13 protein-coding genes are annotated in these 12,701 nt (G+C 58.6%); 5 read left to right on the top strand and 8 right to left on the bottom strand.

All coding sequences use genetic code 11. The annotated features are described in order from the left end of the window. Nucleotides 1–31: 31 nt before the first annotated feature. From cysE to ACLH1U_RS18465, 5 genes are all read right to left on the bottom strand, one after another. The gene (cysE, locus tag ACLH1U_RS18445; protein WP_002922426.1) at nucleotides 32–853 is read right to left on the bottom strand and encodes a serine O-acetyltransferase; all 822 of its coding nucleotides are present in this window, start codon (nucleotides 851–853) and stop codon (nucleotides 32–34) included. Between the two features lie 73 nt (nucleotides 854–926). Continuing rightward, nucleotides 927–1,946, bottom strand: coding sequence for an NAD(P)H-dependent glycerol-3-phosphate dehydrogenase (gpsA, locus tag ACLH1U_RS18450; RefSeq protein ID WP_004205045.1), 1,020 nt, complete (start codon nucleotides 1,944–1,946; stop codon nucleotides 927–929). Next, a complete protein-coding gene (gene secB / locus ACLH1U_RS18455; RefSeq protein WP_002922428.1) occupies nucleotides 1,946–2,413 on the bottom strand; it encodes a protein-export chaperone SecB in 468 nt (155 codons plus the stop codon). Before secB ends, gpsA begins: the two co-directional genes overlap by 1 nt. Nucleotides 2,414–2,473: 60 nt before the next feature. Next, nucleotides 2,474–2,725, bottom strand: coding sequence for a glutaredoxin 3 (gene grxC / locus ACLH1U_RS18460; RefSeq protein WP_002922429.1), 252 nt, complete (start codon nucleotides 2,723–2,725; stop codon nucleotides 2,474–2,476). 104 nt (nucleotides 2,726–2,829) lie between these two features. Next, complete coding sequence (locus ACLH1U_RS18465) at nucleotides 2,830–3,261, bottom strand: rhodanese-like domain-containing protein (RefSeq protein WP_023291350.1); 432 nt, start codon at nucleotides 3,259–3,261, stop codon at nucleotides 2,830–2,832. Nucleotides 3,262–3,506: 245 nt separating this feature from the next. Here ACLH1U_RS18465 and gpmM point away from each other — a divergent pair, with 245 nt between their 5' ends. Genes gpmM through ACLH1U_RS18480 form a run of 3 tightly spaced genes read left to right on the top strand, consistent with a single transcriptional unit; the run spans nucleotide 3,507 to nucleotide 7,292 of the window. Beyond that, nucleotides 3,507–5,051 carry a 2,3-bisphosphoglycerate-independent phosphoglycerate mutase gene (gene gpmM, locus ACLH1U_RS18470; protein WP_411299392.1) on the top strand — a complete coding sequence of 515 codons (1,545 nt, stop codon included), beginning with the start codon at nucleotides 3,507–3,509 and terminating at the stop codon, nucleotides 5,049–5,051. A gap of 9 nt (nucleotides 5,052–5,060) precedes the next feature. Continuing rightward, nucleotides 5,061–6,332 (top strand): murein hydrolase activator EnvC, encoded by a 1,272-nt coding sequence (envC, locus tag ACLH1U_RS18475; RefSeq protein ID WP_023291352.1) that lies wholly within the window; start codon nucleotides 5,061–5,063, stop codon nucleotides 6,330–6,332. A gap of 3 nt (nucleotides 6,333–6,335) precedes the next feature. Beyond that, the gene (locus ACLH1U_RS18480; RefSeq protein WP_023291353.1) at nucleotides 6,336–7,292 is read left to right on the top strand and encodes a divergent polysaccharide deacetylase family protein; all 957 of its coding nucleotides are present in this window, start codon (nucleotides 6,336–6,338) and stop codon (nucleotides 7,290–7,292) included. A gap of 5 nt (nucleotides 7,293–7,297) precedes the next feature. Here ACLH1U_RS18480 and ACLH1U_RS18485 read toward each other — a convergent pair whose 3' ends face one another. The 3 genes from ACLH1U_RS18485 to kbl all read right to left on the bottom strand — a co-directional run bounded on the left by ACLH1U_RS18485 (nucleotide 7,298) and on the right by kbl (nucleotide 10,487). Beyond that, on the bottom strand, nucleotides 7,298–8,086 hold the full coding sequence (locus ACLH1U_RS18485; RefSeq protein ID WP_023291354.1) for a glycosyltransferase family 2 protein: 789 nt from the start codon (nucleotides 8,084–8,086) through the stop codon (nucleotides 7,298–7,300). 169 nt (nucleotides 8,087–8,255) lie between these two features. After that, a complete protein-coding gene (gene tdh / locus ACLH1U_RS18490) occupies nucleotides 8,256–9,281 on the bottom strand; it encodes an L-threonine 3-dehydrogenase (RefSeq protein ID WP_004205051.1) in 1,026 nt (341 codons plus the stop codon). Between the two features lie 12 nt (nucleotides 9,282–9,293). After that, nucleotides 9,294–10,487: a glycine C-acetyltransferase gene (kbl, locus tag ACLH1U_RS18495; protein ID WP_017900044.1), complete on the bottom strand. Its 1,194-nt coding sequence runs from the start codon at nucleotides 10,485–10,487 to the stop codon at nucleotides 9,294–9,296. Nucleotides 10,488–10,700: 213 nt separating this feature from the next. Here kbl and rfaD point away from each other — a divergent pair, with 213 nt between their 5' ends. Together rfaD and rfaF are read left to right on the top strand one after the other, a co-directional pair. Continuing rightward, nucleotides 10,701–11,633: an ADP-glyceromanno-heptose 6-epimerase gene (rfaD, locus tag ACLH1U_RS18500; protein ID WP_085551492.1), complete on the top strand. Its 933-nt coding sequence runs from the start codon at nucleotides 10,701–10,703 to the stop codon at nucleotides 11,631–11,633. 8 nt (nucleotides 11,634–11,641) lie between these two features. Continuing rightward, entirely contained in the window at nucleotides 11,642–12,700 is a 1,059-nt protein-coding gene (rfaF, locus tag ACLH1U_RS18505; RefSeq protein WP_044525043.1) for an ADP-heptose--LPS heptosyltransferase RfaF, read from the top strand. Nucleotide 12,701 lies beyond the last annotated feature (1 nt).

Below are 12,701 nucleotides of genomic sequence, written 5' to 3' on the forward strand. Positions count from 1 at the left end.
CCCGGTAAGCGCAGCGCCACCGGGCAAGACGTTAAATCCCGTCGCCGTACTCGAAAGTGTGGTGGATGCCGTTGAAATGCTGATCCATATCCATCGCCGGCTTGTCGCTCTCCGGCTTGCCGACGATACGCGCCGGCACGCCTGCGGCGGTGGTGTGCGGCGGAACCGGCTGCAATACCACCGAACCGGCGCCAATCTTCGCCCCACGCCCGACTTCGATATTGCCGAGGATTTTCGCCCCGGCGCCAATCATCACGCCTTCGCGAATTTTCGGGTGACGGTCGCCGCTGGTTTTACCGGTACCGCCGAGGGTGACCGACTGCAGAATAGAGACGTCATCCTCAATCACCGCCGTTTCGCCAACCACAATACCGGTGGCGTGGTCGAGCATAATCCCGCGGCCGATTTTCGCCGCCGGGTGGATATCCACCTGGAAAGAGACGGACACCTGGTTTTGCAGGAAAATCGCCAGCGCACGCCGGCCCTGAGTCCACAGCCAGTGGCCGATACGATAGGCCTGCAGGGCATGGAAACCCTTCAGATAGAGCAACGGCGTCGAGTATTTATCCACCGCCGGGTCACGCGTGCGCACCGCCTGAATATCGCAGGCCGCCGAGGCGATCATTTCCGGGTCGGCGGCGTAGGCTTCTTCCACCACTTCGCGAATGGCGATAGCCGGCATAATCGGGGAAGCCAGCTTGTTGGCCAGCATATAGCTCAGCGCGCTGCCCAGATTTTCATGCTTGAGTAGCGTTGCGTGGTAAAAACTGGCGAGCATTGGCTCACAGTCCGCCAGAGCCCGGGCTTCGGCTTTAATATTATTCCAGACGATATCCAGTTCTTCACACGGCATTGCATACTCCAGGCGATATGGTAATGACCTGCCAGTTCTGCGCTGGCAGGGTCATTCAGGTGACAAAGGAAAGCTAATTGCTGCTGCGCTCGTCCTTGCGGGCGCGACCCAATAAGGTCAATGCTGCCTCGCGCGCAATTTTTCCGCAATACAATACCTGATAAATTTCCTCGGTTATTGGCATTTCGACACCTAAACGCTGTGCCAGAACGCGAACTTCCTTGGTATTGCGGTAGCCTTCAACCACCTGGCCAATCTTTTCCTGGGCGCTTTGCACGTCCATCCCCTGGCCGAGCATCATGCCGAAGCGACGGTTACGGGACTGGTTGTCGGTGCAGGTGAGCACCAGGTCACCGAGACCGGCCATGCCCATAAAGGTTTCCGGGTCGGCGCCCAGCGCCGCGCCAAGGCGAGACATTTCCACCAGGCCACGGGTAATCAGCGCCGTCCGCGCATTGGCGCCGAAGCCGATGCCGTCCGACATCCCCGCCCCGATGGCGATGACGTTTTTCACCGCGCCGCCGAGCTGGACGCCGATAAAGTCCGGATTGATGTAGACGCGGAAGCTCTTGCCGCAGTGCAGCAGGTGCTGCAGATCCTCGGCAAACTGCGGATCCGTCGCCGCCAGCGAAATCGCCGTCGGCAGGCCGGCGGCCAGCTCTTTGGCGAAGGTTGGCCCGGAGATCACCGCCAGCGGGATATCATCGCCCAGCGCTTCACGCGCCACGTCCTGCAGCAGACGACCGGTTTCGGCCTCGAGACCTTTGGTCGCCCATACCAGACGCGCGTCAGGACGCATCAGCGGTTTAATCTGGCGTAACACCTGACCAAACACATGGCTTGGCACCACCACCAGAATATCGCGGCTGGCGGCCAGGGCGGTGGCCAGGTCGCTTTCAAGATGCAGCGTATCCGGGAAAGGCACATCGGGAAGGAACGCGGCGTTGCAGCGATCGTGTTGCAGCGTCGCGATATGTTTCGGGTCATGGCCCCAGAGCACAACGTGGTGGCCATTTCTTGCCAGGGTGATGGCAAGAGCGGTGCCGTAAGAGCCGGCACCGATCACAGTCATTGCAGCATTAAGTGCGTTCATCAGGCATCCTGATGTTGTTCTGCACCTTCGCCAGCCTGCTGCTGCAGATAGTTCATAAACAGCGCATCGAAGTTCACTGGCGCAAGGTTAAGTTGCGGGAAGGTACCGCGGGAAACCAGGCTGGTGATGCACTCGCGCGCGTACGGGAACAGAATGTTCGGGCAGTAAGCGCCAAGGCAGTGCGCCATCTGGGTGCCTTCGATGCCGTCGATGGAGAAAATACCGCCCTGCTGTACTTCGCAGAGGAACGCGGTCTCTTCGCCCAGCGCGGCGGTCACGGTTACACGCAGCACCACTTCATAAACGCCTTCAGCCAGCTGGGTGGAGGCGGTATCCAGATCAAGTTTAACTTCCGGCTGCCAGTCTTTCTGGAAAACTTGCGGCGCGTTCGGCGCTTCAAAAGAGATATCTTTGGTATAGATACGCTGGATCTGGAAGGTCATTTCGGTGCTGTTTTGTTCTGACATAGTAAAACCCTTTCGTGTTGTCCTTAAATACGCGCTTCCGGCAGGGAAAGCGCGCAAAAATTAGCGCAAGAGGGGATCAAGTCCACCACGTGAATCAAGCGCATACAAGTCGTCACAGCCGCCAATGTGCTGCGCATCAATAAAAATCTGCGGAACCGTCGTCCGTCCGCTGCGCTGGATCATCTCCTCACGCTTCGCGGCATCGCCATCGATCGGCAACTCATGGAACGTTACGCCTTTGCTGTTCAGCAGCGCTTTCGCGCGGATGCAGAACGGGCAGGTCGCTTTGGTGTAGATCTCAATATTGGCCATGACTTCACTCCTGTTATTACCCTGAGGGTTTTACGCCGCAGCCTGTGTTCCCCTCACGTCAGGCGCGAAGGGGAAAACGCGGCGGCATCACCACGCGAGGTAAGTTATTTGCCGCGTACCAGAGGGAGGTTTTCGCCGCTCCAGCCAGCAATGCCCTCTTTCAGTACAAAGACTTTTTCAAACCCGGCTTTGTTCAGCGCGCTGGCTGGCTCTTGCGCCTGCATGCCGGAACCGTCTACCACAATAATGGGTTGCGATTTGTGTTTTTCCAACTCGCCGACGTTATTCGCTTTGATATCGCTGGGCAGCAGGTTGATGGCGCCGGCAATATGGCCTTTACGGAAATCGTCACGCTGACGCAGGTCGACCACCACCGCGTCTTCTTTATTGATAAGACGCGTCGCTTCACCACGGGTGATGACTTTAACTTTCGACATCAGGCCCTTGAAGGTGGTGAACAGCACCGCCCCCAGCAGCGCGATCCACGCGATGCTCAGAACAGGGTGACGGCCGATGAATTGCATAATTTCTTGCATGGGGGGTTACAACTCCCGACTAAGTGAGAAAAAAACCAGGAAAGGAGTATACCTGTGCCTTGCGGCAATTACAGCCAGTGAGCGCGATGTAATGTATTTTCTGCGGGCGGCGGCGAAAAAAAGCCGTTCTCGCTGACGCGCCGCGGCCCGGCCGCTCCCTTTCTTTGATCTTTCACGGGGATTTAAACGATTCAGCTGTAGTAAAATTACGCAAAATTTCTGTCTTTGAGCATGAGGTTGTCGCAATGTCGGTTACTAAAAAACCTATGGTACTGGTGATTCTGGATGGCTACGGCTATCGCGAAGACCAACAGGATAACGCCATTTACAGCGCTAAAACGCCGGTAATGGACGCCCTGTGGGCCAAACGTCCGCATACCCTGATCGATGCATCCGGCCTGGAAGTTGGCCTGCCGGACCGTCAGATGGGGAACTCCGAAGTGGGCCACGTCAACCTGGGCGCCGGTCGTATCGTCTATCAGGACCTGACCCGTCTCGATGTGGAAATTAAAGAACGCACCTTCTTCGCCAACCCGGTACTGACCGCCGCGGTCGATAAAGCGGTTGCCGCGGGTAAAGCGGTACATATCATGGGTCTGATGTCGCCGGGCGGCGTTCACAGCCATGAGGATCACATCATGGCGATGGTGGAGCTAGCGGCAGAGCGCGGCGCTGAGAAGATCTACCTGCACGCTTTCCTCGACGGTCGTGACACCCCGCCGCGCAGCGCGGAAAAAACGCTGGCAAAATTCGAAGCCAAATTTGCCGCGCTGGGCAAGGGCCGCATCGCGTCGCTCATTGGCCGCTACTACGCCATGGACCGCGACAACCGCTGGGATCGCGTTGAGCAGGCTTACGATCTGATGACGCTGGCGAAAGGCGAATTCCAGGCCGATACCGCCGTCGCCGGCCTGCAGGCTGCCTACGCCCGTGACGAAAACGACGAGTTCGTGAAAGCGACCGTGATCCGCGCCGCCGGCCAGGCCGATGCCGCGATGGAAGATGGCGATGCGCTGATCTTCATGAACTTCCGTGCTGACCGCGCACGCGAAATCACCCGCGCCTTCGTCAACGCCGACTTCGACGGCTTTGCGCGTAAGAAAGTGGTTAACCTCGACTTCGTGATGCTCACCGAATATGCCGCCGACATCAAAGTGGCCTGCGCCTACCCGCCCGCCTCGCTGGCCAATACCTTCGGCGAGTGGATGGCGAAGCACGATAAAACCCAGCTGCGCATCTCCGAAACTGAGAAATACGCCCACGTCACCTTCTTCTTCAACGGCGGCGTAGAAGAGCCGTTCAAAGGCGAAGAGCGGATTCTGATTAACTCGCCGAAAGTGGCGACCTACGATCTGCAGCCGGAAATGAGCTCCGCCGAGCTGACCGAAAAACTGGTCGCGGCCATCAAAGGCGGCCAGTACGACACCATCATCTGTAACTACCCGAACGGCGATATGGTTGGCCATACCGGCGTGATGGAAGCGGCAGTGAAAGCCGTTGAAGCGCTGGATCACTGTATCGCTCAGGTGGCGCAGGCGGTGGAATCCGTTGGCGGCCAGCTGCTGATCACCGCCGACCACGGTAACGCCGAACAGATGCGCGATCCGGCCACCGGTCAGGCGCACACCGCCCACACCAACCTGCCGGTTCCGCTGATTTACGTCGGTAACAAAGCGGTTAAAGCGGTCAATGGCGGCAAACTTTCCGACATCGCCCCGACCATGCTGTCGCTGATGGGAATGGAAATCCCGCAAGAGATGACTGGCAAGCCGCTGTTCATCGTGGAATAATCCTTCCCCATGAGGGGAAAGGCGACGTATTCAACTACATGGATCGCAACGGCAGTTCGATCCGTCCTTTACGCCAGCGCGCTCAGCGCTGGCGTATTACTGTGCGCGTCATCTGCGCACGCCGACGATCGCGATCAGCTAAAGTCCATCCAGGCCGACATCGCCGCCAGACAGCGGGCGATTAAGCAACAGCAGCAGCAGCGCGCAAGCCTGCTCGCCCAACTCAAAGCGCAGGAAGAGGCGATCGCCGCCGCGGCCCGCAAACTGCGCGAAACCCAGGACAGCCTGAACCAGCTCAATAAGCAGATTGACGAGATGAACGCTTCTCTCGCGAAGCTGGAGCGCCAGCGCGCGTCTCAGGAGCGTAACCTCGCCGCGCAGCTTGACGCGGCGTTCCGCCAGGGGCCGCATACCGGCATCCAGATGGTGCTGAGCGGTGAAGAGGGTCAGCGCAATCAGCGGATGCAGGTCTATTTCAGCTATTTCAACCAGGCCCGCCAGGAAACCATCGCGGAACTGAAGAAAACGCGCGAAGAGATGGCGGTGCAAAAGTCGATGCTCGAAGAGAAGCAGAGCCAGCAGCAGACGCTGGTCTACGAGCAAAAAGCCCAGCAGGCGAAGCTGGAGCAGGCGCGTAACGAACGGAAAAAGACCCTTTCCGGCCTGGAGTCCTCCATTCAGCGGGGTCAGCAACAGTTAAGTGAATTGCGGGCTAACGAATCGCGCCTACGCGGTCGTATCGCCCAGGCGGAGGCTGCCGCCAAAGCCCGTGCCGATCGGGAAGCTCGCGATGCGCAGGCGGTGCGCGACCGCCAGCAGGAAGCATCGCGCAAAGGCACCACCTATAAACCAACGGAAAGCGAGCGTTCGCTGATGTCACGCACCGGTGGGCTGGGCTCGCCGCGCGGTCAGGCGTTCTGGCCAGTTCGCGGTCCGCTCCTTCATCGATATGGCGAACAGCTGCAAGGTGAACTACGTTGGAAAGGGATGGTTATCGCCGCGTCTGAAGGCACCGAAGTCAGAGCGATTGCCGATGGTCGGGTCATTCTGGCCGACTGGCTGCAGGGCTATGGTCTGGTGGTGGTGGTCGAGCATGGTAAAGGCGACATGAGCCTGTATGGCTATAACCAAAGCGCGCTGGTCAGCGTCGGTACGCAGGTGCGTGCCGGTCAGCCTATCGCGCTCGTAGGCAGCAGCGGCGGTCAGGGCCGTCCGTCGCTCTATTTCGAAATTCGCCGCCAGGGTCAGGCGGTCAATCCACAGCCGTGGTTGGGAAGATAAGTTTTGCTTCAATTTCGCGCAATTGCTCTTGCCGTAGCCGGTTCGCTGGCTCTGGCGGCGCCAGCGTTCGCTGGCAAACTCTCCATCGTTATTGACGATTTTGGCTACCGCCCGCAGACCGAAAATCAGGTGCTGGCGCTGCCGTCCACTATCTCCGTCGCCGTGCTGCCGAACGCGCCGCACGCCCGGGAAATGGCCACGAAAGCGCATAATCTGGGCCATGAAGTGCTCATCCACCTGCCGATGGCGCCGCTCAGCAAACAGCCGCTGGAAAAAGACACCCTGCGTCCCGAAATGAGCAGCGAGGAGATCGAGCGCATCATCCGCGAGGCCTATGGCAAAGTCCCCTACGCCGTCGGGCTGAATAACCATATGGGCAGCGCGATGACCTCCAACCTGTTTGGCATGCAGAAGGTGATGCAGGCCCTGGAGCGCTACAATCTCTATTTTCTCGACAGCGTGACCATCGGCAATACCCAGGCCATGCGTGCCGCGCAGGGCACCGGGGTGAAGGTGATTAAGCGTAAGGTGTTTCTGGACGATACGCAGAATGAAGCCGATATCCGCACTCAGTTCAACCGCGCCATCGCCCTGGCGCGGCGTAACGGTTCGGCGATAGCCATTGGCCATCCGCATCCGACGACGGTGCGGGTGCTGCAGCAGATGGTCTATAACCTGCCGCCGGATATCACGCTGGTGCGCCCGAGCAGCCTGCTCAACGAGCCACAGGTCGACAACTCGACGCCAAACTACGCTCAGCCGCCTGCGCAACAAACGCCGCCGCAGCAGCAGAAGCCGCGTAATCCGTTCCACGGCGTGAAGTATTGCAAGCCGAAGCGCCCGCTGGAGCCCGTGAACGCCAGCCGCTTCTTCACTATCCTCAGCGACAGCATCAGCCAGAGCGCGCTGGTCCAGTACTATCGCCTCAAATGGCAGGGCTGGGACAATCCCGGCAGCTAGACCACTCAGGGGTCCGTTCGCTTTTGCGCGACGGGCGCCTGGTTATCTTCGTGGGCGTACCACGCCTTAAAATATTTGAGAAAGCTGTAAAACGTGGCGTACAGGCCGGTGACCACGCCGACTTTGCCATAGCGCCACGCCCCGCTGAACAGATACCACTTAAAGAAAGCGCCAATGGCGCTGACGATCCCCCGCGTCAGCGAAGGTGTGATCTGCTGGTGCTTCACCAGCCGGGTGGTATAGCTGTTCAGCTTATTAAACACTTCATGCAGCGAATAAAAGGTGTCATGGCGTACAAAGCCCGGCAGCCTGACGGAGCGCGCGTGTCCGACCACCTGGTCATCCACCGGCCGGTCGTTAAACCGCGCCTGCTGGCGGTTAAAGAGGCGCACCGGGTAATCCGGCGAGGAAATGGGGTAGATCGTCCGCACCTGCGTGCCGAGGACAAACCAGTAGCGCGGCAAACGCCAGGCGCAGGCTGGGTCAGGCTCCTCCCCCGCTTTTAACGCCTGAATGGCCGCCACGACGTCGTTATCAAGAATTTCATCGCTGTCCATGCACAGCACCCAGTCATGGCTGGCCAGCCCGATGGCATAGTTCATCTGCGCGCCGTGGGCTTTATAGGCATGGTGATGGACGGTGAGACCAAACTGCTGACAAATAGAGACCGTTTCGTCGGTGCTACCGGAGTCGACGACAATACACTCATCAGCCACCTTCAGCAGCGGGGGCAGCACCTCCATGAGCAGACGTGCAGAGTTACAGGTCAGTAAGCATACGGAGAGTTTAAGCATGATCGTTTCAAAGTTAAACCGCGACTAAACACACTGTATAAGCGAATAACCGTAAAATCGATGTAGAAATTGTGCGCTTGATATTAAGCAGGCTAAAAATGTTATCCAAATCTAAATTAAGGCGCCCGCAGGCGCCTTTTTTGCTGATGTTTACAACAGACCGGAGGCGTTATTCCCAGCTCAGAACCACTTTACCGGACTGACCGGAGCGCATGGCGTCAAAGCCCTTCTGGAAGTCGTCAATGCCGAAGCGGTGGGTGATGATCGGCGAAAGATCCAGGCCAGACTGGATCAGCGCCGCCATCTTGTACCAGGTTTCGAACATTTCGCGACCATAGATCCCTTTGATAAACAGCCCCTTGAAGATGACCTTGGTCCAGTCGATGGACATATCCGACGGCGGGATACCCAGCATCGCGATACGGCCGCCGTGGTTCATGGTATCCAGCATGCTGCGGAACGCCGGCGGCGCGCCGGACATCTCAAGACCCACGTCGAAACCTTCGGTCATCCCCAGCTCGGCCATCACGTCGTTGAGGTTCTCTTTCGCCACGTTCACCGCGCGGGTGACGCCCATTTTGCGCGCCAGCTCGAGACGGTACTCGTTAACGTCAGTGATCACCACGTTACGCGCGCCGACGTGTTTCGCCACCGCCGCCGCCATCACGCCGATCGGACCGGCGCCGGAGACCAGCACGTCTTCCCCCACCAGATCGAAGGAGAGCGCGGTGTGCACGGCGTTGCCGAATGGGTCGAAGATGGACGCCAGGTCATCAGAGATATTGTCGGGAATTTTAAAGGCGTTAAAGGCCGGGATCACCAGATACTCGGCAAAGCAGCCCGGGCGGTTGACGCCCACGCCGATGGTGTTGCGGCACAGGTGGGTACGGCCTGCGCGGCAGTTACGGCAGTGGCCGCAGGTGATATGCCCTTCGCCGGAGACGCGGTCGCCAATCTTAAAGCCGCGCACTTCCTGGCCAATCCCCACCACTTCGCCGACATATTCGTGCCCGACCACCATCGGTACCGGAATAGTCTTCTGCGACCACTCATCCCAGTTGTAGATGTGCACGTCGGTCCCGCAAATGGCGGTCTTGCGGATTTTAATCAGCAGATCGTTATGGCCGACTTCCGGTTCCGGTACGTCGGTCATCCAGATGCCTTCTTCCGCTTTCAGTTTGGATAACGCTTTCATCTCACACCCTTATTAGGCGATGACGCCCAGTTGTTTGCCGATGCGGGTAAAGGCTTCCACCGCACGCTCAATTTGTTCAGGGGTATGCGCCGCCGACATCTGGGTGCGAATACGCGCCTGGCCTTTCGGTACCACCGGATAGAAGAAGCCGGTGACATAGATCCCTTCTTTCTGCAGTTCGCGGGCAAAGTTCTGCGCCACCACCGCTTCACCCAGCATCACCGGAATGATGGCGTGGTCGGCGCCCGCCAGGGTGAAGCCTGCCGCAGTCATTTTTTCACGGAACAGACGCGCGTTGGCCCACAGGCGATCGCGCAGGTCTGCGCCCTCTTCGACCATCTCCAGCACTTTGATGGAGGCGGCCACGATGGCCGGCGCCAGAGAGTTGGAGAACAGATACGGACGGGAACGCTGGCGCAGCCACTCGACCACCTCTTTGCGTGCGGCGGTGTAGCCGCCGGAGGCGCCGCCCAGCGCTTTACCCAGCGTGCCGGTGATGATGTCGACGCGCCCCATCACATCGCAGTATTCGTGGGAGCCGCGACCGTTTTCGCCGACGAAGCCGACGGCGTGGGAGTCATCGACCATCACCAGCGCATCGTATTTATCCGCCAGGTCGCAAACGCCTTTCAGGTTGGCGATCACGCCGTCCATCGAGAAGACGCCGTCGGTGGCGATCAGCACGTGACGCGCGCCAGCGTCGCGGGCTTCTTTCAGACGCGCTTCCAGTTCCTGCATATCGTTGTTGGCATAGCGGAAGCGCTTCGCTTTACACAGGCGCACGCCGTCGATGATCGAGGCATGGTTCAGGGCGTCGGAGATAATGGCGTCTTCCGGGCCGAGCAGCGTTTCAAACAGGCCGCCGTTGGCGTCGAAGCAGGAGGAGTAGAGGATCGCGTCTTCCATACCGAGGAAATCCGCCAGCTTCTTCTCCAGCTGCTTGTGCGTATCCTGGGTGCCGCAGATGAAGCGTACCGAGGCCATCCCGAAGCCGTGGCTGTCCATACCGGATTTCGCCGCGTCGATCAGCGCCGGGTGGTTGGCCAGACCCAGATAGTTATTGGCGCAGAAGTTAATCACGTGGCTGTCGCCGACGGTAATGTCCGCCTGCTGCGCCGAGGTGATGATGCGCTCTTCTTTAAACAAGCCTTCGGCCCGAGCGGTCTCCAGATTGCTAGTTAACTGTTTGTAGAAATCACCACGCATTGCAACTCTCCAGATTCGGCAAAATTTGGCACATATTACCCAAAGCTATACGCTGATACGAGATGATGCAGGCCTGAATGAATTATTTGCAGCATAAATCACGTCAGCCCAGCACCTTATTCTGCGAATGGCTGTAGGCTTGCTCATGTGGTGATATGATATGAGCATTCATGTCCGGATTGTCTCCGGGCTCTCAACTTCAAAGGTACAGTTATGATCATCGTAACCGGCGGCGCAGGCTTTATCGGCAGCAACATCATTAAAGCGCTGAATGACAAGGGCATTACCGACATTCTGGTTGTCGACAATCTGAAAGACGGCACCAAGTTTGTGAACCTGGTTGACCTGAACATCGCTGACTACATGGATAAAGAAGACTTTCTGATCCAGATTATGGCAGGCGAAGAGTTCGGCGACATTGATGCAATCTTCCACGAAGGCGCGTGCTCTTCCACCACGGAGTGGGACGGCAAGTACATGATGGACAACAACTATCAGTACTCCAAAGAGCTGCTGCACTACTGCCTGGAGCGCGAAATTCCGTTCCTGTACGCCTCTTCGGCGGCCACCTACGGTGGACGCACCAGCGATTTCATCGAGTCTCGCGAGTATGAGCAGCCGCTAAACGTCTACGGCTACTCCAAATTCCTGTTCGATGAATACGTTCGTCAGATCCTGCCGGAAGCCAATTCGCAGATCGTCGGCTTCCGCTACTTCAACGTCTACGGGCCGCGCGAAGGCCACAAAGGCAGCATGGCGAGCGTCGCTTTCCACCTCAACACCCAGCTGAATAATGGCGAAAGTCCGAAACTGTTCGAAGGCAGCGACGGCTTCAAGCGCGACTTCGTCTACGTCGGCGACGTGGCTGACGTCAACCTGTGGTTCTGGGAAAACGGCGTTTCCGGCATCTTCAACCTCGGCACTGGCCGCGCGGAATCCTTCCAGGCCGTCGCCGACGCGACCCTGGCGTACCACAAAAAAGGCAGCATCGAGTACATCCCATTCCCGGACAAACTGAAAGGCCGCTACCAGGCGTTCACCCAGGCGGATCTGACTAACCTGCGTAAAGCGGGCTATGACAAACCGTTCAAAACCGTTGCCGAAGGCGTAACGGAGTATATGGCCTGGCTGAATCGGGATGCGTAAGAGATAACATGAAAATTCTGGTGGTAGGCCCGTCTTGGGTGGGCGACATGATGATGTCGCAAAGTCTTTATCGTACGCTCAGGGCGCGCTATCCCCAGGCGATTATCGACGTGATGGCGCCAGCCTGGTGTCGTCCGTTGTTATCGCGCATGCCGGAAGTGAACGAAGCGATCCCGATGCCGCTGGGCCACGGCGCGCTGGCTATCGGCGAACGCCGCAAGCTCGGCCACAGCCTGCGCGAGCGTCGCTACGATCGCGCTTACGTGCTGCCAAACTCGTTTAAATCGGCATTAGTCCCCTTCTTCGCCAACATCCCGCTGCGCACCGGCTGGCGCGGCGAGATGCGCTACGGTCTGCTCAACGACGCCCGGGTGCTGGACAAAGACGCCTGGCCGCTGATGGTGGAACGCTACGTGGCGCTGGCCTACGACAACGGCGTGATGCGCTGCGCCAAAGATCTGCCGCAGCCGCTGCTATGGCCGCAGCTGCAGGTCAACGAAGGGGAAAAGTCGCAGGCCTGCAGCGCCTTTAACCTGTCCAACGATCGGCCGATCATCGGCTTTTGCCCCGGCGCGGAGTTCGGCCCGGCAAAACGCTGGCCGCACTATCACTATGCTGCGCTGGCGAAAAAGCTCATCGACGATGGTTATCAGATTGCGCTATTTGGCTCGGCAAAAGATAACGAGGCCGGCAAAGAGATCATCGCCGCCCTCAGCAGCGAGCAGCAGGCCTGGTGCCGGAATCTGGCGGGTGAAACCCAGCTGGAGCAGGCGGTGATCCTGATTGCCGCCTGTAAAGCGGTGGTGACTAACGATTCGGGGCTGATGCACGTCGCCGCGGCGCTGGACCGCCCGCTGGTGGCGCTGTATGGCCCGAGCAGTCCGGACTTTACCCCGCCGCTGTCGCATAAAGCGCGCGTGATCCGTCTGATTACCGGCTACCACAAGGTGCGCAAAGGCGATGCCGCGGAAGGTTATCATCAGAGCCTGATCGACATTACGCCAGAGCGCGTCCTGCAAGAGCTGAACGAATTGCTGACGGAAAAAACCGGGCACGAGGAAGCGTAGC

The sequence above is a fragment of the Klebsiella sp. 1SOBk5mer genome, from assembly GCF_046603115.1.
Taxonomy (GTDB): Bacteria; Pseudomonadota; Gammaproteobacteria; order Enterobacterales; family Enterobacteriaceae; genus Klebsiella; species Klebsiella quasipneumoniae.